Origin of the sequence: Flavobacterium labens (assembly GCF_048286755.1) — a bacterium.
In the GTDB taxonomy this organism is placed as follows: Bacteria; Bacteroidota; Bacteroidia; order Flavobacteriales; family Flavobacteriaceae; genus Flavobacterium.
Window position 1 is genome coordinate 1,377,551 of sequence record NZ_JBLVPL010000001.1, and the last position, 25,629, is coordinate 1,403,179.

Below are 25,629 nucleotides of genomic sequence, written 5' to 3' on the forward strand. Positions count from 1 at the left end.
GATGTGAAATGATTGGTTTATAATATGCTCAATAACGAACAACAGAAATTTGAGGTTTCAAAAACAGACACAAATACTATCTGTGCCCTTGCTTTCGAAAATAAATATACTTCAGTTGCAAGTGCAACTATTGAAATCAGTGCTGTTCTTGCATTGCAACAGAATTCGCTTTACAGCAAACGGCAAATAAAAAACTGTCTGTTCTCCAACTCCGAAACAGATCTACTCACGCCTTTCCAAAATGGCGAAGCGATAGAAAACTTGATTGCTTTTGCCATTAAAAACAAAAAGAAAGTACGCGCAGGAATGACAACTATCGAGGATGAACAATCCCCCTTGAGTCAAGATAACCGCCGAATGATTGCTATTGGCGGTTAATTTTCTACAAATTTTTTTAGGAGCTAATCCCGTTATTCGTTACAACCCGGTTTCCACTGCTACTGGGGCTTGGGATTTTGAGGAAAAAAGAACGTGAATGAGGTTTCCCGTAAAGTTTATAGTTAAGAAGGGGTTATTTTTGGAAAAGACATTAAGCTTAATTAGTTTTTATCAGTATTTACGGTATTAAGTTATATATTTTTAAATGAGTAAATATTGACGCCAGTCAGGTCTATCTACCCAATTTAAGGGTTATAAGTTTAATAACGTTAGACCTATATGCAAGCTAGCTGTAACCGTCAGAAATTCAAAACAAAAACACCAACATAAATGGAAGATTTAAAATTAAAATTGCAACAACTACATCAAAGAGTTGATTCCTTAAAAGACCAAATAAATACAGAAGAAGCAACAAAAAATGCTTTTGTAATGCCTTTTATTCAAATTCTTGGTTACGATATTTTTAATCCAACAGAGGTAATTCCTGAATTTGTTTGTGATATTGGAACTAAAAAAGGAGAGAAAATAGATTACGTAATTAAACGAGATGGAGAACCAATTTTAATAATTGAATGTAAAAATTGGAAAGAAAATGTTGATGCACATAACTCTCAACTTCATAGATATTATCACGTTTCAAAATCACGTTTTGGTGTTTTAACAAACGGACATATTTATAATTTTTATGCAGATTTAGAGAAACCAAATATAATGGATGAAAAACCATTTTTCACTTTGGATATTTCAAACTTAAAAGATACGAGTTTAAAAATTTTAGAAAATTTCTCTAAAAACGGTTATAATCTTGAAGAAATTTTAGATTCCGCAGAAGGATTAAAATATATAAAAGCAATTAGAAACGAATTTGAAAAAGAAGTACAAGAGCCTTCAGACGAAATAGTTAGACTTTTAGTGAATCGATTTTTCAATAAACCTTTGACAGCACCAAGACTAGCAACATTTAAAGAATACACTAAGAAAGCAATTTCGAGTTCAATAAATGAATCAATAAACTTCAGATTGAAAAATGCTTTAAATATAACTGAAACAGTTCCTTCAAAAGCAACTGAACAAATTAAAGCAATCGACGATAATATCGAAGCTCCAAAATTCATAACAACGGAAGAAGAAATGGAAGGTTCTCAAATAATTAAAGCAATTTTAAGAGAAATTTTGCCAGCTTCAAGAATTGCATTTAGAGATACACAATCGTATTTTGGTATTTTATTAGATGATAATAATAGAAAACCTATTTGTCGCTTGCATTTTAATTCATCAAATAAATACATTGAACTTTTCAACAATGGTAAAGATAATGGAGAGAAAAAACAAATATCTTCTATTGACGAAATTTATAATTATAAAGCTGAATTATTGGCAACAATAAAAAACTACGAATAAAACGTGAAACTGCTGCCGCTATCAGCTAGAGTTTAGTTGCCCCGCTACCGCACGAATCCTTTCGTGTGGTTCGTGTAAATTAAAACTAAACTTTCTATATTAATCTTAAAAACAGTAACTATGAGTAGAAATTATAAATTTCATAATCCAGAGGGTTTGAACTTTATAAGTTTTGCGGTTGTAGGTTGGTTAGATGTATTTACTCGTAATGAGTACAAAGATTTATTTCTTGAAAGTGTGGCATTTTGTCAAAAAAATAAAGGATTAGAAATTCATGCTTGGTGTATTATGAGCAATCATGTGCATTTAGTTTTTAGGAGTATAAAAGAGCAGAAACCTGAATTATTGATTGGTGATTTAAAACGGTTTACCAGTCGATCAATTGTAAAAAGTATACAAGAAAATCCAAGAGAGAGTAGAAAAGAATTCTTGTTGGATTTTTTTAAAAAAGAAGCTGAAAAAAGTTCAAATGTGAAACACTATCAATTTTGGCGTCATGATAATCAACCTATTGAGTTGTGGAGCAATAAAGTTATTCAACAAAAGATTGACTATGTACACAATAATCCTGTAGAAGGAGGCTTAGTTTATAAAGCAGAAGATTACGCTTACAGTAGTGCTATTGATTATTCAGGTCAAAAAGGATTAATTGATGATGTAGTTGTTTTTAGGATGTTTGGTGTTTAACGACAACGAACCACACGAAAGGATTCGTGCGGTAGCTCTTGGATGTAGTTGTTTTTAGAATGTTTACTATTTAATGACTACGAATCACACGAAAGGATTGACTTCGTCGAATTTCATTTCGTGCGGTAGCGGGGAAATCAAATATTTGAAAAGAAACCAAATGTGTAATAACTGTTTTGATAAAGGATATAAAAATTTTGAAACTCTAAAAGAGTTTGAAGACTTTGACATATTGCTAACAAAGAAATTAAGTAAAGGACAATTGAAGTATATAAAAGATGACGGTGTATATCCGAAATTTGGTTATAGTATTTATCAGTGCTCTGAATGTGGAATTAATTGGTGGTTATCGATACCTGATATTGCTTGGCGTGGTTTCTTTCTTGAAGAAAAAAATGCAATAAAATTACTTGACGAATTGGGTCTCGAAAAGAGTAGTCGCAAAATTGGATGTCTTTTATTGTTTCTAATTATTGCTTGTGTTACAATATATTTAATTTTTAATTAAGAGATGTTTCAGGCATACACCGCCCCGCTACCGCACGAAATGAAATTCGACGAAGTCAATCCTTTCGTGTGGTTTCTATTGAAAATGTCATTATGAAAATAGTTCGTGATTCCTAGCCCTGATGGTAGCGGCATCCTCGTAATCCCGATCCCGAAACATCGGGACGGGATTGCGAGATACAGCGGACAGCAGGAGGTTTCGTTCTTGAAAACTGCAATCATTCTGCTCCAAATTGTAAATGCGGTTCTAAAATCTTTTTAGTAGTTTTACTGTAACACAATTTCAATACTGCACTCTTACTGTGGAATCTATTGTCATTAAATGCTATACTTTATGAAAAAAATTGTTTTAAGTGCTGTTGTACTTTGCTCGGCTTGTATGTTGCAGGCGCAGTCCATCAATAAAATTATCAAAATAAAAGACGTTACCAAAATAGAGAAAGTGCTTTCGGCAGATGATATGCAAGGCCGAAGAGCGTTTACTCCGGGTATCGATAAGGCTTCCTCATTTATTGAATCTCAATTTAAGAAAATAGGACTGCAGACATTTAACGGTGCGAAAGATTTTAAGCAGGAGTTTTTCATGACGGAGTCTAAAAATGTTTCCCTGAAAGTTTTAATCGATGGTAAAGCAATAGATAAAGCGGATGTGGTTTCGTTTTCCTACCAACCGCAAATGGCAATGACTGAAAAAAGTGATGTTCAGGTAGTGAAAATAAATGCCGGAGATAAATTTGGCCCGAAGTTTTACGAATATTACCAGAGCGCTAAAAACCTGTTGGTTCTTGTAGATGCTTCTTTTAAAGCCCGAATCCCAAATGTGAGACACATTACGCAAATGAGCGCTAATCCTGAAGGAAATACGGTGGTGTTTGTTTTTGGCGCTACTGAGGCGACGCAGTTTTCAATAGAAGGCACCAATACCGTTACAAAAAAGGCATTGAATAACGTAGTAGGCGTATTGAAAGGAAAAAGCAAACCTAATGAATATGTAGTGTTTTCAGGACATTACGACCATCTGGGTGTGGGTTCGCCTGCAGAAGGGGAGCAACATGATGCAACCGATTCTATTTATAATGGTGCCAATGATGATGCAGCGGGAACTACAGCCGTAATCATGTTAGCGAAGTATTTCAAGAAACTAAATAATAATGAGCGTACGATATTGTTTACCACATTTGTAGCCGAAGAAATAGGCGGTTATGGTTCTCAATATTTTTCGAAACAATTAAACCCAGATCAAGTTATGGCTATGTTTAACTTGGAGATGATTGGAACCGAATCGAAATGGGGTAAAAATTCAGCTTATATTACAGGTTATGAAAAATCAAGTATGGGAGAAATATTGCAGAAAAATTTAGAAGGTTCAGCTTTTAAATTTTACCCGGATCCTTATCCGGAACAACAATTATTCTATCGTTCCGATAATGCGACTCTGGCAAAACTGGGTGTTCCTGCACATACGATTTCTACGTCTAAAATGGATAGCGAACCTAATTACCACAAAGTAAGTGATGAAATAGAAACTCTAGATATGGTTAACATGACACAAATCATTAAAGCCATTGCCATCAGTTCTTCTAGTATCATTAACGGAAAAGATACGCCATCAAGAGTGGATAGCAGTGCTTTGAATAGAAATTAGTAAAGTTCTTCGGCTTTCTTTCTTGATAAGTAAAGTCTATATAGTACCCGTTGGGTGTAATTAATAAAAATTTCAATTAGTCTTAAATAAAAAAATTGAACCACATAGAAACATAGAAAAAAGAGTCGGATAGCCCAATTGCTTCGCCTGTTCGTTATCGCTCGGGTCTTGGGTTCACATAGCTATGGGTTTCTCTAAAAAAGTGAAACACCCTCCAAAATTTAAATATCTATGTTTCTATGTGGTTAAAAAATTAAACAAATTGAATTACACCCAACGGGTTATATAGTAGTAATGGGTAATTATTTTACAATCTTGCTTTGTGAAATAATTACCCATTTTTATATTTTATAATTTGTGGAATTTATTGCAATTCTACCTTGACATTGTACTGATTTAAACTCAAAATAGTTTCAATAGACCCAAAAGTAGCAATGCTTCTTTGGTATTTTCTTTCTTTTTTTAAAGCATTGTAGTTGAATTTCCAAAGCGAGATTATTTCATTGATTCGGATGATTTCCTGCTCGCTTTTGGAAGTATCCGTCACAAAATTAAAATCTCCTTTGTCAATTTTTGACTCAACATTCTTTGTTTTCCAGAAATATTGATTATCCGTGAATCGCTTTGCTGACTGTACAGGTTGTATTGTATTAAGAGCTGGCTCAATAATACGGTAATGGCAATCGTCAATAAGGCGAATAAATACAGTCTCCTTAAATTTTTGAATGAAACGGAGTCTATGGATGTTGTAGCTTTTTTTTCATGAAGAAATTGAATTACAATTCTAAAGCCTCTTTTATCAATTGAAAGTTTGTAGTGCTGAAGTTTATTTTTAGGGCTTCCTGATGTCCTTTTTCAGACATTTTATTCCAAGTTTTCAGAATGATATTTTTCAGTTTTTCCCTGTCGTGTTTGTGAACAAATGCGTCTAAATAATATTCTAGAAATACCAGGCAAATTACATCTTCGAGTAGTTGTGTTTCGGTGTCTTTTTTGAGTAATTTTTTTTCTATAAGAAACGTAACCCGTGCTATGAATTCTTCTGAATATCCAGCTTTTTCTAAAATTACAGCCGTAGTTTTAGCGTGGAATTTTTTTAAATCTTCACGCCATTTCAAATAACCCACGCGGTCAATTGGGTAGGATTCTCTGGCTACTTTCCATCGGCAAATATGTTGTGCCTTGGATGCAATTTGAACGGCTTCGGATGCATTTGGATGAAAATCCATCAGTCTTTCATACATTCGATTCGAATATAATAATTCTTTTGGATGAGAAATTGATTGGTATATTTCGTGATTTGGATCTTGTGCATTTTCTGCATCAATCCATGTGCTGGCGTTCTGGAATGGTGTTGTTGTCATTTGAAATGTTTAAAATCAAAGATACATAATTATTCCAAAAAGCCTACGAAGACCGCATTTTCAACAATTTTTACCGGATAAGTAGCGATTTTTAAATCATCTCCATTCAAATTTGATCCATTGATAAGAGAAAATGTTTTCTTGTGCATTGGACAGGGAATATCTTTCAAGAAAAATAGCCTCTTCTTTGTTTGAACAATTAAAAAGGAGGGTTAAATCCCAATCATTAGCGATTTTTGTAAATGATCCAGAATAGGTGTGTTGATTGTGTTTTATTAGTCTCTCTTCTATATTATGTGTTTCGCCAACATAATATTTAGTTGTGGATTTTGAATAAAGAATATGGAGATAATGGATCTTTAGAAATGATGTTAAACAAAAAACCCGAATCCCGAAGCGTCGGGACTATTCGGGTTTTGTGGTACCTCCAGTCCCGAGGCTTCGGGAGAACCAGGGATGCATGGATTATTTTTTGGATAAAATGTCTTCAAGAATAGAAGGGTTTTTAATTATTTTTTCAATAAAAATTCTGCTTTTCATTTTCTTGATAAATCTTTCAAGAAAAACAGCCTCTTCTCTGTTTGAACAATTGAAAAGGAGGGTTAAACCCCAATCATTAGCGATTTTTGTAAATGATCCAGAATAGGTGTGTTGATTGTGTTTTATTAGTCTCTCTTCTATATTATGTGTTTCGCCAACATAATATTTAGTTGTGGATTTTGAATAAAGAATATAGAGATAATGCATCTTTAGAAATGATGTTAAACAAAAAACCCGAATATTTCTATTCGGGTTTTGTGGTACCTCCAGGGATCGAACCAGGGACACATGGATTTTCAGTCCATTGCTCTACCATCTGAGCTAAGGTACCTCGCTGTTGCGGGTGCAAATATAGAATGATTTTTAGTTTATCCAAAACATTTTTTAAAAAAAATCAATTCGTACCTTCGCAACATCAAAAACCAAATTATGATTTTAGTTATCGATGTTGGAAATACCAGAATTAAAGCGGCTGTCTTTGAGGATGCTACCCTTTTTGAAATTTTTGTTTTTTCTAAAATAGAACTTCAAAAAAATATTGAAAATATTTTAAAAAAATTCGAAAAAATAACTGATTTGATCGTTTCGTCTGTTGGAGATGTCGAAAAACAGTTTTTTTTAGTCTATAACAATGTATTGAATGTGCATTTTCTATCTCATGAAGATCCTTTTCCGTTCCAGAATCGTTATGCTACTCCTAAAACTTTAGGAATTGATCGAATGGTTCTTGCAGCAGGAGCAACGCTTCAGTTTTCAAATCAGAATCGATTGGTTATTGACGCAGGAACGTGTGTTACCTATGATTTTATTGATGAGGAAAATAATTATTTGGGCGGAGCCATCGCGCCAGGATTGCGATTGCGCTACGAATCATTGCATAATTTTACGGCAAAACTACCTTTGCTATCATTAGAAAGCCCAAAAGATTTCATTGGAACCTCCACTTCTGAATCAATTCATTCTGGTGTGGTTAACGGTTTCGTCTATGAGATTGACGGTTTTATCGATGAATATAAAGCAAGGTATTCAAATTTTATAATAATTTTAACGGGTGGCGACACAGATTTTTTGGCTAAACGATTAAAAAATACCATATTTGCCAATTCAAATTTTCTTCTGGAGAGTTTGAATCAAACATTTCAATATAAAATCAAAAATGATTAAAAAAATTATAATAAGCGCATGTTTGCTTTTATCATTAGTGTCTTTTGCTCAAGAAGGAACATCTTCTCCATATTCTTTTTACGGAATTGGGGATGTAAGGTTCAAAGGAACGCTTGAAAACCGCTCTATGGCAGGAGTGGCTGTTGAGCAGGATAGTATACACATGAACTTACAAAATCCAGCCAGTTACGCAAATCTTAAATTAACTACTTTTACTTTAGGAGGAACTTACGGGACTACAACTTTAAAAAACAATACTGAATCAGCTAATGCGACAAGAACTACTTTGGATTATCTAGCAGTTGGTTTGCCTTTGGGTAAATTTGGTTTTGGTTTTGGATTGATTCCATATTCTTCTGTTGGGTATAAAATTGAATCTATTTCAGACAGTGGAACAGAAAACAACAAACGTTTTAATGGTACAGGTGGTTTGAATAAAGCTTTTTTTGGTGTTGGATATAAAATTGCTCCAAATTTTAACATTGGTGCTGATGTGAATTATAATTTTGGAAAAATTGAAAGCAATAACCTTGAATTCATTACTGGAGTTCCTATTGGGACACGCGAATTGAATTCAGCAGATTTATCAGGAGTGAATTTTAATCTTGGAATGATGTATCAAACTAAGATTTACAAAAAAATATCGGTTTTCAGTAGTTTGACTTATTCATTGGAAAGTACTTTGACATCTAAAAATACTAGAAATATTTCGACAGTAATCTATAATTCAAATTTTGATTTGGCTGTTGTTGATGCTCTTGATGATGTCAAAACAGAGGCTAGTATAACATTGCCAAGTAAAATATCGTTGAGCGCAGGAATTGGAGAGGCTAGAAAATGGCTTGTTGGTGGTAAGATAGCTTACGGTAAAACTTCAGGTCAGGCAAATGAATACAATGATGCAGCTAATGTAGGTTATGGAAAATATGGCAGCGTTAGTTTAGGAGGATATTATATTCCTAATTACAATTCGTTTTCTAGTTATGCAAAAAGAATTGTTTACAGAGCGGGTCTTAAATATGAAAAAACAGGATTGGTTATCAACTCTGAATCTATAAATGATATGGGATTAACTTTTGGTTTGGGACTTCCTATAACAGGTAGTTTCTCAAATGTGAATTTTGGTTTCGAATTAGGGAAAAAAGGAACTACAAAAGCAAATCTTGTTCAGGAGAACTATGCAAACTTAAGTGTGAGTTTTTCACTTAATGACAAATGGTTTGAAAAACGAAAATTCAACTAATAACAAGAATTGGTAGAAGTGCCAAATATCTTGGTCAAGTTCAGCGTATGACTTTAGTCAAAAAAAAGTATCTTAAATCAGTTGTCACAGTTTTTGCTGTGACACTGTTTTTTGGTTGCGAAAGTAATTTTAAGGAAATTCAGAAGATTAATTTTTCGGAGTTTATTCCAAATAGTGACGCTGATTTGGTAAATTTGAAATACACTGATTCAGGACGAATTACTGCAATTCTGGTAAGTGCTAAAATGCTAGATTATACTAGTGTTGATTTTCCCTTTACGGAATTTCCAAAAGGAATCGATGTTACTTTATTCGATAAAAAAGCGAAGAAAACATTTATCAAGTCTAATTATGCTATTTCGTATAAAGGCACAAACATTATCGATTTACAGGGAAAAGTAAAAATTTTCACGGAAGATGGTCAGACTTTAGAAACCGAGCAATTGTATTTTGATCAAAAAAATGAATGGTTCTTTACAGAAAGAAAATTTAAATTATCAGATCCAAAAGGAACTTCAAATGGACAAGGAATCGATTTTAGTAAAGATTTCAAAGTGATTAATTCTCAAAAAATAACTGGCGAAATAGAATCCGCCGATTAATATAAATACATTATGAATTACCTAAAATATACACAATACGTTTACCTTGTTTTTGGAGCCTATTTCATTTACGATGGTATCACTAAATTAAATGATCCCGAAGGAACGTTTTGGTTGAGTTTCATGATTGCAGGATTGGCTATTTTTATGTTTTTCTTTAGAAGAAAATTTGCCAAAAAATTTGATGATCGAAACAAAAAATCCTAATTAATGGAAATTAGTATTATCATATTGTGTCTAATACTAAGTGCTTTTTTTTCAGGAATGGAGATAGCCTTTGTCTCCTCCAATAAAATATATCTTGAGATTGAAAAAAAACAAGATAATTTCGTTTCAAAAATACTTACGAAGCTTACTGAAAAACCGACTAATTTTATAGTAACCATGCTTATTGGGAACACCATAGCAATGGTGGTCTATGGTTTTTTTATGGGCGAATTGTTATTGCGCTGGTTTGCTGTTTTAGAATATCAATTTTCAGATGGGTTAAGTTTAGTACTTCAAATTCTGGTTTCGACTCTCGTGATATTGATTACTGCAGAGTTTCTCCCTAAAGTTTTTTTTCAAATTTATGCGAACTCATTAATTAAGATTTTTGCTGTTCCAGCTTATTTTTTTTATAAGTTTTTCTATTTCATTTCTACTTTTTTTATTGGGATTTCTGATTTTATTTTGAAGAAATTCTTCAAAACTGAAGGAGATACAATTCAGTTGTATTTCAGTAGAATAGAACTTGGGAATTACATTACCGAGCAAATGAGCAGTGTGGAGGACAACGAAATGGTAGATTCTGAAATACTCATGTTTCAAAATGCCTTGGAGTTTTCTGGTGTGAAAGCCAGAGATGTGATGAGTCCCAGAACCGAAATTATTGCGGTTGATGTATTCGATTCAATAGAGAATCTAAAAGAATTATTCATCGAAACGGGTTATTCTAAGATTGTGGTGTATCAAAATTCACTCGACGATATTATTGGTTATGTCCATTCGTTTGATTTGTTTAAAAAACCTAATAATATCAAGGAAATTGTGATTTCGGTTGAGTTTGTTCCGGAGACAATATTTATAAAAGACGCCATGAATTTGCTTACTAAAAAGCGAAAAAGTGTCGCTGTAGTATTAGATGAGTACGGAGGAACGTCGGGAATTATTACCATAGAAGATATTGTAGAAGAGCTTTTTGGCGAAATTGAAGACGAACATGATTCAGACGAAGAATTGATAGAAAAAGAATTAGGAGACGGAGTTTTTGTTTTTTCAACTCGTTTTGATGTAGAATACTTAAACGACACCTATAAATTGGCTATTCCCGAAAGTGATTCTTATGGAACACTTGGTGGTTTTATAGTCGATTTTACAAAAGAAATCCCTCAAAAAGGGGAAGCAATTACCATAGGCAGCTATCATTTTATAATTGAAGAAGCCACAAATAAGAAAATAGAATTAGTAAAAATGACCGTACAAGAGTGATTTTTTTTAGGAAAATAAAATTTCTTGCAAAATAAAACGCTACTAGTATAATTATTAATTAGATAATTGTATTTTCGCAAACTGAATATAAAAATTAACAACAATAAAATGGCAGTTTTACAAAAAATTAGACAACGTTCACTTCTTCTGATACTCGTTATCGGGTTTTGTTTATTAGCATTTATCATAGGTGATATATTCAATAGCGGTGGTTTTAGCAGTACATCAAAAGATGTAGGAAGCATCGATGGAAAAGATATTTCATTTGAAGATTTTAGAGTTAAAGTAAGTAATGTTGAAAAAAGTGGTCAAGGGATTACTTCAACTGAAGCAGCAAACAGAGTTTGGGAGCAAGAAGTTTCTGTTGCTTTATTAACTTCTGAATTTGATAAATTAGGACTTAGAGTAGGTGAAAAACACTTATTGGAAGTTTTGAAAGCTGATCAAAATATTGGTGGAAATCCATTGTTTTTAAATGCTGCCGGTGTTTTTGATGTTGTAAAATTCAAAGAATACTTCAAAGCAAATCCTGCACAAGCTCAATTCTTGAAAGATAGAGAGAAAGATGCTGATTTGAATGCTAAATACCAAATGTATAATACTTTGATTAAAGCGGCAGTTTATACGACTGAAAGTGAAGGAAAGTTGAAATATGAAATGGAAGCAAACAAAGTAAATTTTGCATACGTTGCAGGTTTATATTCTACAATTAAAGACAGTGAAGTAAAAGTTACTGATGCTGAGATTGTTGATTTCATGAAGAAAAATGAAAAAAAATACAAAGCTGACGAGTCTCGTGAAGTAGAATATGTTTTGATCGAAGACAAAGCTTCTGCTGCTGATGAAACTGAAGTTAAAACAAAAATAAATGCGTTGTTAACTGGAAGTGTGGTTTACAACCAAGCTACAGGTAAAAACGATACATTGCCAGGATTTAGAACTACTACAAACACTGTAGAATTTGTAAATTCAAATTCAGATGTTCCTTATGATTCTACTTATATCGCTAAGAAAGATTTGCCGGCTGTAGATGCTGATAAATTATTTAACCTAGCTCCAGGTGCAGTTTATGGACCATATATGTTTGGGAAATACTACTGTATCTCAAAATCTATGGGAATGAAATCAGGAGTTAATGCTAAAGCAAGTCATATTTTAATTGGTTACGAAGGAACACAAACTCCTAACCAAAAAGAAAAAAGAACAAAAGAACAAGCAAAAGCAAAAGCAGAAAGTATTTTGGCACAAGTAAATGCTAATCCAGATAGTTTCATGATGTTGGCTTTCACAAATTCTGATGATTCATCAGCACAACAAGGTGGTGATTTAGGTTATTTTGGTCAAAATCAAATGGTAAAACCTTTTAATGATTTTGTTTTTAATAATGGTATTGGTAAAGTTGGTTTAGTAGAAACTGATTTTGGTTTTCATATTATTAAAATTACGGACAAACAAGACGGAATTCGTTTGGCTACTGTAGCGCAAAAAATTGAAGCTTCAGAAGCAACTTCTGATAAAATATTTACTCAGGCAACTAAATTAGAGATGGATGCTACAGATAAAGATTTTAATAAAGTAGCAAAAGAATTGGGACTTAAAGTTGCTCCGGCTGTTTCTGTAAAAGGAATGGATGAGAACTTTGGAACATTAGGAAATCAAAGAACAATCGTAAGATGGGCTTTTGAGGATGGTATTAAAGTAGGAGCTGTAAAAAGATTTGAAGTAGCTAACGTAGGTCACGTTATTGCAAAATTGAAAAGCATTGACGATTCTGGTTTAGTAGCCGTTTCAGTAGTTAGACCTTATGTGGAGCCGATTCTTAAAAACAAGAAAAAAGCAGAGCTTATCAAAGCAAAAATGTCAGGTTCTTCTCTTGAAGCAATTGCAAAAGCAGTAGGAGGAACAGTACAACAAGCGACTGGTCTTACTATGGAAAACACTATGTTACCTGGTGTAGGTCAAGAGCCAAAAGTAGTTGGGAATGCATTTGCATTAGTAGCAAACAAATTATCTGCTCCAATTGAAGGAAATACTGGAGTTTATGTGGTGAAAAATATGAGCACAGTAAAAGCACCGGTTTTGAAAAGCCATGCTGCTTATGTGACTAAATTAAAAGCACAAAGCGCTTCAGATGCAAATAGAGTAATTCCTGCATTGAAAGCTAATGCTAAAATTGAAGACATCAGAAAAGATTTCAATTACTAATTTTATAAGAAGTAATTAATCAAAATAAAAAAGCCCGATACATGTTTAATGTATCGGGATTTTTGTTTTAATGTAGTTGTTGAAAGCTGAGATAATAATAGAAACTAAGACAATATCATTTCAGTATAGGGAACGATAGTTTTATATCCTTTTGAGATAAAATAATCGCTGGGATTTTCAGCAGCAATTGCCATTACAAAATCGCCTCCCCAGGCACCGAGACTTTTTATCACGCCATTGAAATCTGGAAACAAGGATTCTTTTATAGTATGTGTTTCCAGAATAATGCTCATTTGTACTTCGTGCTTTTGTATTGCTGTAGCAAAAGATTGAAGCGTAGTGGCATTCAAAACTTCAGAAGTTATAGTGTCATTTAAAGCAATAGTTCTCGTCAGATTATTTTTTTTATTAATGTTATATGCCGCTATTGCGGTTTTACTGCTTTGTTTTTTGTTGAGATATACAAAGTATAGGTTTTGTGTGAATTCTGGGTTAAAGATTACCTTTTCAACCATAGGATTGCCGTGTTCCAGATGATATATAATAGGAGTGTCGTTTTGTGCGCACGCAATATCATAACCGCTGCCTCCAAAACTGTTTTTAAGCAGTGTAAACGCATCGATTTGCAGCCATTGAGCAATGTTGTTTATTAAAGTCGATGACGTTCCCAGACCCCAGCTTTTAGGAAATCCAACTTCAGTAGTAATAGTGTATCCATCTGAATTTAAAATAAAATTCGGATTTAGTTTAAATGCTTCGTGTAAAATAGTAGTAAGTGTAGCCTTGACCGATTCGTTTTCAGTATTAACTTCTTTAGAAATATCAGAAAATAAAAGGGTGTCTTCAAACCAAATGCTTCCATCCGCATCATAACTTTTCCAAATGATTTCTTTGTTGCCTCCTTCTTCAATAATAAGGTTTTGCCCTTTTCTCGTGGGTAATGCAAAGGCTTTAGCTCCATCAAGAACCAGGTATTCTCCTGTGATTAAAAGCTTTCCGTTACTGTAAAATGTTTTTTTCATTGTCTTTTCGAGGAACGAAGCAATCTTATTTTTTGTTGCTTCAAGATAAAATTATTTTCTTAAACTTTCAATATAAGTCACCACGGCGCTATGTGAAACGGTATTTTTTTTGAAATATTTCTGGATTAAAATGCGTTCGTCATCGGTGGCTTCAAACTGGTTGATGATGTTGTTCAAATGCATTTTCATGTGTCCTTCCTGAATTCCTGTTGTGGTTAAAGAACGTAAAGCGGCAAAATTTTGGGCTAAACCAGCTACGGCTACAAACTGCATTAATTCTTTGGCAGATGGTTTTTCCAGCATTTCCAGTGACAATTTTACCAATGGATGCAAGGAAGTCAAACCGCCAACAGTTCCTAATGCTAATGGGATTTCTAGCCAAAAAGTAAAAATACCATTTTCGATTTTGGCATGGGAAAGACTGGAATATTTTCCATTTCGTGATGCATAGGCGTGAATTCCTGCTTCTACGGCGCGGAAATCATTTCCAGTTGCCAAAACAACTGCGTCCACTCCGTTCATAATTCCTTTGTTATGCGTTACGGCACGATACGGCTCGACTTCGGCGATTTGAACGGCTTGCACAAATTTCTCGGCAAATTCCTGTGGATGTAGAATGTGTTTTTCTTCTAATTCTTCTATTGGGCAAGAAACTTCGGCTTTTACGATGCAATTTGGAACATAATTCGAAAGAATGCTCATCACTACTTCAATCTCTTTCTCCGTTTCTGTGAACAAGTCGTAATTATGTGCTTCCTCTTTTAATGTTTTGGAAAATTGTTCCAGACACGAATTGATAAAATTTGCTCCCATGCTGTCTTTGGTTTCAAAAGTAGCATGTAGTTGAAAATAATTAGGCAGCAAATCGGTTTTGTCTTTTAGAACAATGTCTAAAATTCCGCCACCTCGTTTTTGCATATTTGTGGTAATCGATTCTGTTTCTGAGAAAAATTTGCTTTTGTGTTGAGCAAAAAACAAATTCAATTTTGACACATCGCCTTTATAGATAAAATGAACCAGCCCAATTTTTTCAGTATTGATTACGGTTGCTTTAAATCCGCCACGCGTGGACCAAAATTTAGCGGCTTTTGAGGCAGCGGCTACCACAGAGCTTTCTTCAATAGCCATGGGTATCGTGCTGTATTTTCCATTAATCAGGAAATTAGGAGCTACTCCCAGTGGAATGTAGAAATTGGTTATCGTGTTTTCGATGAATTCATCGTGTAATTTCTGTATTTTTTCATCAGAATTCCAATAGTTTTTCAGCAAGGCGATGGCTTCTGTAGGTGTTGAAAAATATTGATTGGCAATCCATTTAATTTTTTCTTCTTTGGATAATTTAGAAAATCCGCTAATAGCCTTGTTCATTCTCAATTGATTATGGTGTAATTAGTTGCAAATATACGGTTTTAGCCGTTTTATTTACAATCAAATTATATTCAGTGAAAGGTTATTTTTTATATTACTTTTTACATTTAACATATAAAATGACCGATAATTGTAATTTTTTCACTAAAATTGACAGTTTTTATCTTTAAATAAATAGTATGTATTCGAAAAAAATTATAGCATTATTTTTATTCTTGTGTTTTACGGTTGTTGGTCAACAAAAAATCACAATTGATGAACTTTATAACGGTACATTTCGTGCTCAGGGAATGGATGAATTGCAATCGTTGAAAAACACAAATCAGTATACGGTTTTGAATGCTGACAGGCAGTCCAGAAGTATGCAGATTGATTTGTATGATTTTGCTACATTAAAAAAAGTGTCTACATTAATCGATACAAAATCGCACAGAGAGTTATCAGGTGGGATTGACAGTTACACTTTTGACGCTTCAGAAAAAATGATTCTATTAGCTTGCAATACCAATCAAATCTTCCGTCACTCTTTTACTGCTGATTATTATTTATATGATATCGCAAATAAAAAATTAAAAAAGTTATTTAATTTTCAAGTTCAGGAGCCTACTTTTTCACCTGATGGAAAAAAGATTGCTTACGCCAAAGAAAATAATCTGTATGTATATGATTTAGCTTCTAATAAATCGACTCCAATAACTACAGACGGACAAAAAAATAGCATTATCAACGGTATTACGGATTGGGTTTACGAAGAAGAATTTGCTTTTGTAAAAGCTTTTGACTGGAGTGCTGACAGCAAAAAAGTAGCCTACATTCGTTTTGACGAAAGTCAGGTTCCGGAATTTTCGATGTCCATGTTTGGAAAAGAGTTGTATCCAATGATGCAAACGTTTAAATATCCAAAAGCTGGTGAGAAGAATGCACTAGTTTCGTTACATATTTATGATGTAAATTCGAATGCGATAAAAAATGTAAATCTTGGTAATTACAATGATTTTTATATCGCCAGAATGAAATGGACAAATGACGCGAATACATTATCTGCGCAAGTATTGAATCGTCACCAAAACAATTTGGATTTGTTATTTATCGATGGTAATTCAGGAACTGCAAAAGTAGTTTTGAATGAAAAAGACAAAGCGTATGTTGATGTGACAGACAATTTGACTTTCTTGAAAGACAACAGTTTTATTTGGACTTCAGAAAAAGACGGTTTCAATCATGTTTACTTATATGACAAGAACGGTAAATTGAAAAACCAACTGACCAAAGGAAAATGGGAAGTAACGAATTACTATGGTTTAGACGAAAAGACAAATACGGTTTTCTATCAGTCTGTAGAAAATGGATCAATTAATAGAGATGTTTACAGAATAGGTCTTGACGGAAAAAACAAAGTGCGTTTGTCACAAAATACAGGAACGAATGCTGCGACATTCAGTCCGAATTTTCAATACTACATCAACACGTTTTCTAGTGCGTCTCAGCCTACAACTTATACATTGAACGAAGCTAAAGCTGGAAAACAAATTCAAGTTATTGAGAACAATGAATCATTGGCTGCAAAGCTAAAAAGCTATAATTTACCGGCTAAAGAGTTTTTTGTTTTAAAAACAGCAAAAGGAAATGAACTAAATGCTTGGATGATTAAACCGAAAGATTTTGATCCGGCAAAAAAATATCCTGTATTCATGTACCAATATTCTGGTCCGGGTTCACAACAAGTAAACAATGAGTGGAATAGTACCGATGATTATTGGTTTATGATGTTGTCACAACAAGGATACATTGTGGCTTGTGTTGACGGACGTGGAACTGGTTTTAAAGGTGCTGATTTCAAAAAAGTGACGCAATTGCAATTAGGAAAATACGAAGTGGAAGACCAAATTGACGCTGCCAAAGTAATAGGAAATTACGCATTTGTTGATAAATCTAGAATTGGTATATTTGGCTGGTCGTATGGTGGTTTTATGGCATCTAATTGTATTATGAAAGGGAATGATGTTTTCAAAATGGCAATTGCTGTAGCCCCAGTGACGAACTGGCGTTTTTATGACAGTGTGTACACGGAACGTTACATGACGACACCGCAAGAAAATGCGGGCGGATACGATGATAATTCACCAATAAACCATGTGGACAAATTGAAAGGGAAATTTCTTTTGATTCACGGTTCAGGAGATGATAATGTGCATGTTCAAAACTCTATGCAAATGATGGAAGCTTTGATTCAGGCTAATAAACAATTTGATTCACAAATTTACCCAGACAATAATCACGGGATTTACGGCGGAAAAACCAGAATTCAATTGTATACAAAAATGACTAATTTTATCAAAGAAAATTTATAACAGCGCTTTATGACAAACGACGCATTGAATAAGGAAGAATTTTTTGGACATCCAAAGGCGCTTTTTATATTGTTTTTTACCGAGATGTGGGAACGGTTTTCGTTCTACGGTATGAAAGCCTTATTGATTTTTTATCTGACAAAGTACCATTTGTTTTCAGATACTTCTGGGAATTTACTGATTGGAAGCTACGCTGCACTCGTATACGCAGTGCCCGTTTTAGGGGGTTTTATAGCCGACAGGTATTTGGGATTTAGAAAAGCAATTGTTTTTGGGGGTATAATGCTTGTGTTGGGTCATTTAGGAATGGCTTATGAAGGGAATGCCGCCACACAATCTATGACTGGCGAGATTACGCGAGACGAAACAGCCTTACAAATATTTTACTTTTCATTATCCTTAATAATTGTCGGAGTTGGTTTTCTAAAAGCCAATATCTCTTCATTAGTTGGAGAATTATATGAAACGGGTGATAAAAGAAGGGATTCCGGATTTACTTTGTTTTACATGGGAATCAACTTAGGTTCCTTTTTGGCTACGCTAATTTGTGTTTGGCTTGGTGAAAAATATGGTTGGAGTTATGGTTTTGGTGCAGCTGGAGTCGGAATGTTTTTTGGATTATTGACTTTTATTTCCGGCAGAAAATTATTGTTGGGAAAAGGAGAATCAAACAACCCATCTTTCCTAGAAAACAAATCGTTTGGACTTAAAAATGAATGGTTAATTTATGTGGGAAGTGTTTTGTCAACATTATTGTTTTGGCAAATGGTTCAAAATCACGATGCGGTTTCATGGGCTTTAAAAATTGCGGGTGGAATTTCTTTTGTTTACATTGTTTATTACGCAGCGACGCAACTCGATGGTAAAGCGCGTCACCAATTGATTGCCTTGACTATTCTGATTGTATTTACAATTGTATTCTGGGCATTATTTGAACAAGCGTATACCTCTATGAATTTATTTGCCGACAGAATTCTTGACCGAACTATATTTGGTTATGAAGTATCTGCTGGACAGTTCTTAAGTTTTAATGCCCTATTTATAATTTTGCTAGCTCCAGTTTTTGCTTGGATATGGCCAAATTTAGGAAAATACAATCCGAATACAGCGGTAAAATTTGCTTTGGCATTAGCTCTAGTTGGTTTAGGTTTTGGAGCGTTAGTGATGGGTATCAATCTTTCTGGCGCAGGAAAAGTAGCAGCAATTTGGCTAATATTAGCGTATTTTTTACATACTTGTGGAGAATTGAGTTTGTCACCAGTAGGACTTTCTGCAGTGACTAAATTATCCCCGGCAAAAATCGTTGGGTTCATGATGGGCGTTTGGTTTTTGGCAACAGCCAGTTCGGAATTTATAGCTTCCATTTTAGCTAACATAGCTTCTGTGGATACTTCAAATGGTACAGCACCTGATTTGAATTTAGCAAAACAGAGTTACTTAGTACTTTTTGAATATTTATTTTATACAGGACTTGGTTTTGGATTGCTACTATTAGTACTTTCGCCAATAATTAAAAAATTAATGCACGGAGTAGATAAAGAATTAAATAATTAATAATATGAGTGAAAATACTACAGACCAATTTTTTAAAAGTACCGTTCTAGGACATCCAGCGGGATTATTCGTTTTATTCTTCACAGAGATGTGGGAGCGATTTTCATTCTACGGAATGCGTTCTTTATTGATATTATTTTTAACTGCTTCCTTTACAGATGGTGGTTGGGAATGGACTCGTGAAAATGCTTCTGCATTATTTGGTTCCTACGTAGGATTGGTTTATTTATCCACGATGTTAGGTGGTTATTTTGCCGATAAAGTAATTGGTTTTAGATGGGCCGTTGTTGTAGGTGCCAGTTTGATGACTTTAGGACACGCTTCTATGGCTGTCGAAACTGAATTTTCTATTTATTTAGGATTAGTATTGTTGGTTTTTGGAAATGGTTTTTTTAAACCAAACATGACATCAATCGTATCTGAAATGTACAAAGACCGTCCGGAGAAAAAAGATGGTGCGTATACGTTATTCTACATGGGTGTAAATGCCGGGGCTTTCTTTGGTATTTTACTTTGTGGTTATTTAGGGGAAAAAGTAGGTTGGACATACGGATTTGGTTTAGCCGGAATCTTCATGTTCTTTGGAATGTTACAGTTTTGGTTGTCTCAAAATATCTTTGGAGACATTGGATTAAAACCAAACAAAGAAAGCAAAGCAAAAGCAGAAGCTTTGGATACAGATAAAAGAAATCCTTTTTCACCAATACAATTAGCGGCTATTGCATTTTCATCATTACTAGCTTTATTGTGGCTTTTGAATGATCCTGCGTCCAAAATATCTGGAGGAAAAGTAAATGTTTTTTCTTTCTTAGGGCCAAATGGTAATTCTATTGCTATAGTTTCAGCACTGGTTGTTTTTATTATATTGTTGATTTATAGATTTACGCAATATTCTAAAATTACTAAAGAAAAATTAATAGCCGTTACATTCTTTGCGTTTCTGACTATTTTCTTTTGGGCAATTTTTGAACAGTCTCCAAACAGTTTAACCATTTTTGCAAATGATTATACCGATCGAGTTTTAACAGGTAATTGGAGTGTGGTGTTTTTAGTGATGAATTCATTGATTACAATTTTACCATTAGTAATTATTACTTGGGTATTGATTTTATTATTCAAACAAACTTTTAAATTTTACGCTCTTGCAAATATTATTCTAAGTGTGAGCTTTATAATTATTTGGACAATAGCAATATGGATGTTGGCTAAAGATTATTATACTGCAGGATATTTATCATTATCAGATGAGACGTTGCAAGCGTTGAAAATTGATAAAGTAACTACTGCATTGACCGAAGTTCCAGCAACATGGTTTTCGACCTTAAATTCATTGTTTATTATTTCATTAGCACCATTATTTTCAAAATGGTGGGAAAGTAAATACAACCCTTCGGCTAATTTAAAATACGGAATTGGTATGGGATTATTAGCGCTTGGTATGGCTTGTGTGGCTTTTGGTGCAAGCGGAATCGAAGCGGGTGCAAAAACAGCTTCAGTAAGTATGATTTGGTTGATTTTGGTCTATCTTTTCCACACTATGGCTGAATTGTGTATCTCTCCTGTAGGATTGTCTTATGTGAGTAAATTAGTTCCTGCAAGAATGATTGCATTTATGTTTGGAGTTTGGTATCTTGCAGTTGCAATAGGAATGAAAGGAGCAGGTATGTTTGGAGAAAACATTGATAAAATTGCCAATGAACACGGATTGAGTTATTTCTTCTGGATGTTAGCAATAATATCTATTGTTGTGGCTTTATTCTCTATTTTGATGGGTCCAGTAATTAAGAAATTGATGCACGGTGTTCGATAATTTTAGGCATCATTTTTGATTTGTCAATAATTAAAAATTATAAATATGAAGAAAATAATAGTTGCTTTATTATTGTTTGCGGGTTCATTTGCCGCTGAAGCACAAGAATTAGTTTGGGAAACCAATGTGGTCAAGGCTATGGAAGTTTCTAACAAAACTAAAAAACCAATGTTGTTGTTTTTTACTGGTAGCGATTGGTGTGGTTGGTGTATCAGGTTACAAAAAGAGGTTTTGAAAACACCTGAATTTGCGGCTTGGGCCAAAGAAAATGTGGTTCTGGTAGAATTAGATTATCCTAGAAGAGCGCCACAGACTCCTGAGATAAAAAAACAAAATGACGAATTACAACAAGTGTTTGCTATTCAAGGATTCCCGACAATCCATTTTGCGAATGTTACAACTGTAGATGGCAAAGTGAATTTTCAAGGTCTAGGAAGTACTGGATATGTTGCTGGAGGACCATCTGCATGGTTAGCTGTTGCAAATGGTTTTCTTCAGAAGAAATAATTAGTCATTCAATTTATAATATCCCTTTTCACTCGTAGCGTGAAAAGGGATTTTTTGTTTCATACAAGTCGCCTTCCATTGTTTTTGAATGGTTTTATAATTAGAAGCATCGGCTACGACCATCTTTGGTTTTGTATTTTGTAACAAGCGTTCAATATTTATTTTGGGAGATTGGGTCAGAACAATGATGTCCGGATGTATGTTTTTTGGAAAAACTCCCGAACTGTCTAGAATGAAAATCTTCTTTCCATTGAAATAAAAAAGGTTTTGCAATTCTTTTTTAGCTTTAATGCGACTTAAATTCCCAATTCGATACGACTTTAATGCATTGTTTTTTTGAGCGGTTTTCAAAATACTGTCATTTGCGTAGACCGTAATGTTTTCGCCATTTCGTTCTGCGAGTAATGTGTTTCTTTTGATGTTGAAAACAATCCATTCTTGTTCGTGTTGAATATTCCATTGAATACTTAAATACGAAATTTGTGCAATAATAATTGAAATCAATACCATTACTAATTTATTAAAACTAGGTTTCTTGAGCCAAATAATTGCAGTTATAACTACTAAATAACTGCTAAGCAACAAATAAAAATGCAATGGAATGTCTTGTAGTATAAATTGTTCTAAAGAAGCAATGGTATTAATGATTTTATTCAAGTAATAAATGCTCCATTCTAGTAGTTGTGAAAGGAAGATTGGAATGCTGTTAAATGCGGCTAAAAGCATGACTAAAACTCCCAAAATCATAATGATACTCAATAGTGGGATGACAATTAAATTGGTAACAAAAAATAAGCCTGGAAATTGATGGAAATAATAAATACTCAGCGGTAAAGTTCCTATTTGTGCAGCAAACGAAACCGTGAGAATGTCCCAAATATATTTTGAAATCTTATTTTTTGGTAACCAAATAGAGGCCAAAAGAGGTTGCAACCAAATAATGAAAAACAAGGCTAAATAGCTTAACTGGAAACCAACATCAAATAAAAAGGAAGGTTCAAAAAGCAGAATCAGTAAGATGGAAACTAATAAAGTATGATATATATTGACGCTTCTTCTTAAATGATTTCCAATGGCAACGAACGAAAACATCGTTACGGAACGCACTACCGAAGGTGCTAAACCAGCAATGATTCCGAAAGTGAATAAAGAGGCAAGAATGATAAGTAGTTTTATAAATGAACCACGCTTTGTGTTAGGAATAGGTTTTAGAATGAAGGTAACAAAAATCAAAATAAATCCAATATGCAGCCCTGATACCGATAAAATATGTACAGCTCCGGCATATTGATAATCCTTTATGATTTCTGGCGAAATATCCTGTTGTTGTCCCATTATTAAAGCAATGGCAACGTTCAATTCTGTTTTGTTGAAGTTGTTTTTTTCTAAATTCCGAATAATCCTTGTTCTTAATTTAGAAGAATAATACCAGATGTTTTTCTCTATTTCAGTTCCAATTTTGATTTCCTCAACATCCGCATACAGTTGCGCATAGATTTGTTTGTTTTCGAGATATTTGCTGTAGTCAAATTGATTCGGGTTATTTGGAGGTCTGTTTTTAGATAAAATTCCTTTAATAAGTAAAGGAGTCCCAATTTCAAATTCATGATGCATGCTGTCCTTTTGAATGTTCAAAATGATTCTACCCGTTTGTTCTTTCTCATCTACCCGGTTTATAATGGCAATGTAGCGGTCACTAAACAGATTGCTTTTTAGCTTCTCGCGAATGATTAAGGAAATGGAATGCGGTTCTTCAAAAATAGTCGTAATGTGACTGTAATTACTTTTTTGAAAATGATCAATGTGAATTACTTGAGTTGATATTCCGATAAGAAAAGACAGGAGATATGTTGTCAAACCAAAATAGAAAACATTCTTGCTTTTATTCTTTAATGTAAAATACAATACTCCAAAAATACTAATGAATATTGAAAGTAAAATAAAGAGTAATAATAGTGATGGATGAAAGTAGTAGGCGAAAAGGATTCCTGAAATAAATCCAATTGTTATTCTCGCTAAAGGAAATTCGAGTACTTTCATGTATCTAAAGTACGGATTTTTAGTAAGAAACAACTTTATTTTTACTATAAAGTAACGCCGCTTTTTAATTGTCTACAACACCCGATTCAATTGAACAAAGGTCTTTTTATAATAAGGTTCTTTCGTTGAGGAAATAATTACACCTTTTGAAGTAGAAGAATGAATAAATTTTATCTCGTCATCATTGACTTCAATGACGATTCCTACGTGATTTATCTGTGAATTTTTGTTGGTTTTAAAAAATATTAAGTCTCCTTTTTGCGCCTCTTCACGCTTGGTATCTATAACGTCACCTATTTTTGACTGTTGATAAGAGTTGCGAGGTAGCGTTATGTTGTGTGAATCAAAAATGTTGTACATCAAGCCGGAACAATCAAAACCTGATTTTGTTGTACCTCCATATTTATATTTTACCCCAAGATTTTCAGCAGCTGCGTCAATCAGTTCTTCTGCCAAACGATTTGTTTTTCTTTTTTCTGATTTCGTTAATTTCTCTTTTTTTGTGTCGGATTTTTTAGAAGTGACTATAGGGGAAGTCGATTTACAAGCCGTAAAAAAAACAAGAATCAGTAATAGGAATGCGAAATGTTTCAAAAGAATATATTTTTGATGAATTTAAATAGTTGCAATTTAGTTGTAAGCTATTGTAAATCAGAAACAATGAATTTAGCGGTTTTTTCACTAGCACCAATGCCACCTAATTTGTCTTCTAATAACGCATATTTTTCTAAAAGCGTATTGCGATGATTGGATTCCAAAATTTTTTTCAGTTCTTCTCGAATGCGTTTTGTGGTGCATTCCTCTTGGATTAATTCGGTGACCACTTCTTCATCCATTATCAAGTTTACTAATGAGATGTATTTGAGTGTAATGATTCGTTTTGCAATTTGATAGGAAGCCCAGCTGCCTTTGTAACACACTACTTCAGGGACTTTAAAAAGTGCCGTCTCCAGGGTTGCAGTTCCTGAAGTGACTAATGCAGCAGTTGAATTTCGCAATAAATCGTATGTTTTATTGGAGATGAATTTTATATTTTTATGAGAAATAAAATTTTTATAAAACGAGAATTCCTGACTTGGAGCACCGGCAATTACAAATTGATACTCTGGAAAATCATTTACAACGCTCAACATTACAGATAGCATTTTAGTGATTTCCTGTTTTCTGCTGCCCGGTAAAATGGCGATAATTGGTTTTTCGTCTAATTGATTTTCTTTTCTAAAAAGGATTGGATCAACTGCTGGTTGGTTATGTATAGCATCAATCAACGGATGCCCCACGAACTCAACCGGGAAATGATGTTTGTCCTCATAGAATTGTTTTTCGAAAGGTAAAATCACATACATTTTATCAATGTCTTGTTTGATATCAGTTATTCTATTTTCTTTCCAAGCCCAGATTTGAGGTGAAATATAATAGTGTGTTTTCATGCCTAACGCTTTGGCCCATTTTGCTATGCGCAAATTGAAACCTGGATAATCTATGAAAACAAGAACATCTGGTTGAAATTCAACAATGTCTTTTTTGCATACTTTGATATTATTCAAAATAGTTTTTAAGTTAAAGATTACTTCGATGAAACCCATAAATGCCAATTCCCGATAGTGTTTCACTAAAGTACCGCCAACATTTTTCATCAAATCGCCACCCCAAAATCGGATGTCAGCATTTGGATCTTTTTTATACAGTTCTTTCATCAAATTTGAACCATGCAAATCGCCTGAAGCTTCACCTGCTATAATATAATATTTCATGCTTTCTTGATTAGGAG

24 protein-coding genes, 1 tRNA gene and 2 pseudogenes are annotated in these 25,629 nt (G+C 33.7%); 15 read left to right on the plus strand and 12 right to left on the minus strand.

Annotated features, from left to right (window positions below):
• Positions 1-24 precede the first annotated feature (24 nt).
• The 5 genes from ACNQF8_RS05990 (at position 25) to ACNQF8_RS06010 (ending at position 4,618) form a co-directional block, all read left to right on the plus strand.
• Positions 25-378: a hypothetical protein gene (locus ACNQF8_RS05990; protein WP_417953059.1), complete on the plus strand. Its 354-nt coding sequence runs from the start codon at positions 25-27 to the stop codon at positions 376-378.
• Positions 379-708: 330 nt separating this feature from the next.
• Entirely contained in the window at positions 709-1,779 is a 1,071-nt protein-coding gene (locus ACNQF8_RS05995) for a type I restriction endonuclease (protein WP_417951175.1), read from the plus strand.
• Between the two features lie 120 nt (positions 1,780-1,899).
• Positions 1,900-2,466 carry an REP-associated tyrosine transposase gene (locus tag ACNQF8_RS06000; protein WP_417951176.1) on the plus strand — a complete coding sequence of 189 codons (567 nt, stop codon included), beginning with the start codon at positions 1,900-1,902 and terminating at the stop codon, positions 2,464-2,466.
• 145 nt (positions 2,467-2,611) lie between these two features.
• Entirely contained in the window at positions 2,612-2,974 is a 363-nt protein-coding gene (locus tag ACNQF8_RS06005; protein WP_417951177.1) for a hypothetical protein, read from the plus strand.
• 333 nt (positions 2,975-3,307) lie between these two features.
• On the plus strand, positions 3,308-4,618 hold the full coding sequence (locus tag ACNQF8_RS06010; RefSeq protein WP_417953060.1) for a M28 family peptidase: 1,311 nt from the start codon (positions 3,308-3,310) through the stop codon (positions 4,616-4,618).
• A 364-nt stretch (positions 4,619-4,982) separates the two neighbouring features.
• On the opposite strand, the gene ACNQF8_RS06015 is transcribed toward ACNQF8_RS06010, so the two are convergent.
• The 7 genes and pseudogenes from ACNQF8_RS06015 to ACNQF8_RS06045 form a co-directional block, all read right to left on the minus strand.
• Complete coding sequence (locus tag ACNQF8_RS06015) at positions 4,983-5,165, minus strand: hypothetical protein (RefSeq protein WP_417951179.1); 183 nt, start codon at positions 5,163-5,165, stop codon at positions 4,983-4,985.
• Complete coding sequence (locus ACNQF8_RS06020) at positions 5,162-5,308, minus strand: type IV pili methyl-accepting chemotaxis transducer N-terminal domain-containing protein (RefSeq protein ID WP_417951180.1); 147 nt, start codon at positions 5,306-5,308, stop codon at positions 5,162-5,164. The genes ACNQF8_RS06015 and ACNQF8_RS06020 overlap by 4 nt, the downstream gene beginning before the upstream one ends.
• Before the next feature lie 86 nt (positions 5,309-5,394).
• Positions 5,395-5,982, minus strand: a complete 588-nt coding sequence (locus ACNQF8_RS06025; protein ID WP_417951181.1) for a DUF4202 domain-containing protein — start codon at positions 5,980-5,982, stop codon at positions 5,395-5,397.
• A gap of 29 nt (positions 5,983-6,011) precedes the next feature.
• Positions 6,012-6,143: pseudogene (locus tag ACNQF8_RS06030) on the minus strand (nitrite reductase (NAD(P)H) small subunit); the annotation flags it as partial.
• Between the two features lie 46 nt (positions 6,144-6,189).
• Positions 6,190-6,372 (minus strand): annotated as a pseudogene (locus tag ACNQF8_RS06035) (GIY-YIG nuclease family protein); the annotation flags it as partial.
• Positions 6,373-6,447: 75 nt separating this feature from the next.
• On the minus strand, positions 6,448-6,729 hold the full coding sequence (locus ACNQF8_RS06040; protein WP_417951182.1) for a GIY-YIG nuclease family protein: 282 nt from the start codon (positions 6,727-6,729) through the stop codon (positions 6,448-6,450).
• A 51-nt stretch (positions 6,730-6,780) separates the two neighbouring features.
• A tRNA-Phe gene (locus tag ACNQF8_RS06045) sits at positions 6,781-6,853 on the minus strand.
• 98 nt (positions 6,854-6,951) lie between these two features.
• Here ACNQF8_RS06045 and ACNQF8_RS06050 point away from each other — a divergent pair.
• The 6 genes from ACNQF8_RS06050 to ACNQF8_RS06075 all read left to right on the plus strand — a co-directional run bounded on the left by ACNQF8_RS06050 (position 6,952) and on the right by ACNQF8_RS06075 (position 13,206).
• Positions 6,952-7,686: a type III pantothenate kinase gene (locus ACNQF8_RS06050; protein WP_417953061.1), complete on the plus strand. Its 735-nt coding sequence runs from the start codon at positions 6,952-6,954 to the stop codon at positions 7,684-7,686.
• The gene (locus ACNQF8_RS06055; RefSeq protein ID WP_417951184.1) at positions 7,679-8,929 is read left to right on the plus strand and encodes a BamG family beta-barrel-assembly machinery protein; all 1,251 of its coding nucleotides are present in this window, start codon (positions 7,679-7,681) and stop codon (positions 8,927-8,929) included. The genes ACNQF8_RS06050 and ACNQF8_RS06055 overlap by 8 nt, the downstream gene beginning before the upstream one ends.
• A 47-nt stretch (positions 8,930-8,976) precedes the next feature.
• Positions 8,977-9,531: an LPS export ABC transporter periplasmic protein LptC gene (lptC, locus tag ACNQF8_RS06060; protein ID WP_315208620.1), complete on the plus strand. Its 555-nt coding sequence runs from the start codon at positions 8,977-8,979 to the stop codon at positions 9,529-9,531.
• 12 nt (positions 9,532-9,543) lie between these two features.
• The gene (locus ACNQF8_RS06065; RefSeq protein ID WP_417953062.1) at positions 9,544-9,738 is read left to right on the plus strand and encodes a hypothetical protein; all 195 of its coding nucleotides are present in this window, start codon (positions 9,544-9,546) and stop codon (positions 9,736-9,738) included.
• Between the two features lie 3 nt (positions 9,739-9,741).
• Positions 9,742-11,001, plus strand: a complete 1,260-nt coding sequence (locus ACNQF8_RS06070; protein WP_417951186.1) for a hemolysin family protein — start codon at positions 9,742-9,744, stop codon at positions 10,999-11,001.
• A 108-nt stretch (positions 11,002-11,109) separates the two neighbouring features.
• Entirely contained in the window at positions 11,110-13,206 is a 2,097-nt protein-coding gene (locus tag ACNQF8_RS06075) for a peptidylprolyl isomerase (protein WP_417953063.1), read from the plus strand.
• 104 nt (positions 13,207-13,310) lie between these two features.
• Here the strand turns inward: ACNQF8_RS06075 and ACNQF8_RS06080 are convergent, their stop codons facing one another.
• Positions 13,311-14,228, minus strand: a complete 918-nt coding sequence (locus tag ACNQF8_RS06080; protein ID WP_417953064.1) for a GYDIA family GHMP kinase — start codon at positions 14,226-14,228, stop codon at positions 13,311-13,313.
• Between the two features lie 51 nt (positions 14,229-14,279).
• On the minus strand, positions 14,280-15,596 hold the full coding sequence (locus ACNQF8_RS06085) for a hydroxymethylglutaryl-CoA reductase, degradative (RefSeq protein WP_417953065.1): 1,317 nt from the start codon (positions 15,594-15,596) through the stop codon (positions 14,280-14,282).
• A 179-nt stretch (positions 15,597-15,775) separates the two neighbouring features.
• Between ACNQF8_RS06085 and ACNQF8_RS06090 the strand changes: the two genes are divergently transcribed.
• Genes ACNQF8_RS06090 through ACNQF8_RS06105 form a run of 4 tightly spaced genes read left to right on the plus strand, consistent with a single transcriptional unit; the run spans position 15,776 to position 21,818 of the window.
• Entirely contained in the window at positions 15,776-17,947 is a 2,172-nt protein-coding gene (locus ACNQF8_RS06090; RefSeq protein WP_417951190.1) for a S9 family peptidase, read from the plus strand.
• A gap of 9 nt (positions 17,948-17,956) precedes the next feature.
• Positions 17,957-19,501: a peptide MFS transporter gene (locus ACNQF8_RS06095; protein ID WP_417951191.1), complete on the plus strand. Its 1,545-nt coding sequence runs from the start codon at positions 17,957-17,959 to the stop codon at positions 19,499-19,501.
• A 4-nt stretch (positions 19,502-19,505) separates the two neighbouring features.
• A complete protein-coding gene (locus tag ACNQF8_RS06100) occupies positions 19,506-21,311 on the plus strand; it encodes a peptide MFS transporter (protein WP_315208643.1) in 1,806 nt (601 codons plus the stop codon).
• Positions 21,312-21,356: 45 nt separating this feature from the next.
• Positions 21,357-21,818 carry a thioredoxin family protein gene (locus ACNQF8_RS06105; protein WP_417951192.1) on the plus strand — a complete coding sequence of 154 codons (462 nt, stop codon included), beginning with the start codon at positions 21,357-21,359 and terminating at the stop codon, positions 21,816-21,818.
• On the opposite strand, the gene ACNQF8_RS06110 is transcribed toward ACNQF8_RS06105, so the two are convergent.
• The 3 genes from ACNQF8_RS06110 to lpxB all read right to left on the minus strand — a co-directional run bounded on the left by ACNQF8_RS06110 (position 21,819) and on the right by lpxB (position 25,612).
• Positions 21,819-23,858: a ComEC/Rec2 family competence protein gene (locus ACNQF8_RS06110; RefSeq protein ID WP_417951193.1), complete on the minus strand. Its 2,040-nt coding sequence runs from the start codon at positions 23,856-23,858 to the stop codon at positions 21,819-21,821.
• Positions 23,859-23,930: 72 nt separating this feature from the next.
• Positions 23,931-24,452 (minus strand): C40 family peptidase, encoded by a 522-nt coding sequence (locus ACNQF8_RS06115; RefSeq protein ID WP_417951194.1) that lies wholly within the window; start codon positions 24,450-24,452, stop codon positions 23,931-23,933.
• Positions 24,453-24,499: 47 nt separating this feature from the next.
• Complete coding sequence (gene lpxB / locus ACNQF8_RS06120) at positions 24,500-25,612, minus strand: lipid-A-disaccharide synthase (protein ID WP_417953066.1); 1,113 nt, start codon at positions 25,610-25,612, stop codon at positions 24,500-24,502.
• Positions 25,613-25,629: the final 17 nt, after the last annotated feature.

Excerpts from the sequence above, each read along its gene's own strand:
- ACNQF8_RS05990 (WP_417953059.1), top strand. The coding sequence starts at position 25 with ATGCTCAATAACGAACAACAGAAATTTGAGGTTTCAAAAACAGACACA.
- ACNQF8_RS05995 (WP_417951175.1), top strand. The coding sequence starts at position 709 with ATGGAAGATTTAAAATTAAAATTGCAACAACTACATCAAAGAGTTGAT.
- ACNQF8_RS06000 (WP_417951176.1), top strand. The coding sequence starts at position 1,900 with ATGAGTAGAAATTATAAATTTCATAATCCAGAGGGTTTGAACTTTATA.
- ACNQF8_RS06010 (WP_417953060.1), top strand. The coding sequence starts at position 3,308 with ATGAAAAAAATTGTTTTAAGTGCTGTTGTACTTTGCTCGGCTTGTATG.
- ACNQF8_RS06025 (WP_417951181.1), bottom strand. The coding sequence starts at position 5,982 with ATGACAACAACACCATTCCAGAACGCCAGCACATGGATTGATGCAGAA.
- ACNQF8_RS06040 (WP_417951182.1), bottom strand. The coding sequence starts at position 6,729 with ATGCATTATCTCTATATTCTTTATTCAAAATCCACAACTAAATATTAT.
- ACNQF8_RS06050 (WP_417953061.1), top strand. The coding sequence starts at position 6,952 with ATGATTTTAGTTATCGATGTTGGAAATACCAGAATTAAAGCGGCTGTC.
- ACNQF8_RS06055 (WP_417951184.1), top strand. The coding sequence starts at position 7,679 with ATGATTAAAAAAATTATAATAAGCGCATGTTTGCTTTTATCATTAGTG.
- lptC (WP_315208620.1), top strand. The coding sequence starts at position 8,977 with ATGACTTTAGTCAAAAAAAAGTATCTTAAATCAGTTGTCACAGTTTTT.
- ACNQF8_RS06065 (WP_417953062.1), top strand. The coding sequence starts at position 9,544 with ATGAATTACCTAAAATATACACAATACGTTTACCTTGTTTTTGGAGCC.
- ACNQF8_RS06070 (WP_417951186.1), top strand. The coding sequence starts at position 9,742 with ATGGAAATTAGTATTATCATATTGTGTCTAATACTAAGTGCTTTTTTT.
- ACNQF8_RS06075 (WP_417953063.1), top strand. The coding sequence starts at position 11,110 with ATGGCAGTTTTACAAAAAATTAGACAACGTTCACTTCTTCTGATACTC.
- ACNQF8_RS06080 (WP_417953064.1), bottom strand. The coding sequence starts at position 14,228 with ATGAAAAAAACATTTTACAGTAACGGAAAGCTTTTAATCACAGGAGAA.
- ACNQF8_RS06085 (WP_417953065.1), bottom strand. The coding sequence starts at position 15,596 with ATGAACAAGGCTATTAGCGGATTTTCTAAATTATCCAAAGAAGAAAAA.
- ACNQF8_RS06090 (WP_417951190.1), top strand. The coding sequence starts at position 15,776 with ATGTATTCGAAAAAAATTATAGCATTATTTTTATTCTTGTGTTTTACG.
- ACNQF8_RS06095 (WP_417951191.1), top strand. The coding sequence starts at position 17,957 with ATGACAAACGACGCATTGAATAAGGAAGAATTTTTTGGACATCCAAAG.
- ACNQF8_RS06100 (WP_315208643.1), top strand. The coding sequence starts at position 19,506 with ATGAGTGAAAATACTACAGACCAATTTTTTAAAAGTACCGTTCTAGGA.
- ACNQF8_RS06105 (WP_417951192.1), top strand. The coding sequence starts at position 21,357 with ATGAAGAAAATAATAGTTGCTTTATTATTGTTTGCGGGTTCATTTGCC.
- ACNQF8_RS06110 (WP_417951193.1), bottom strand. The coding sequence starts at position 23,858 with ATGAAAGTACTCGAATTTCCTTTAGCGAGAATAACAATTGGATTTATT.
- lpxB (WP_417953066.1), bottom strand. The coding sequence starts at position 25,612 with ATGAAATATTATATTATAGCAGGTGAAGCTTCAGGCGATTTGCATGGT.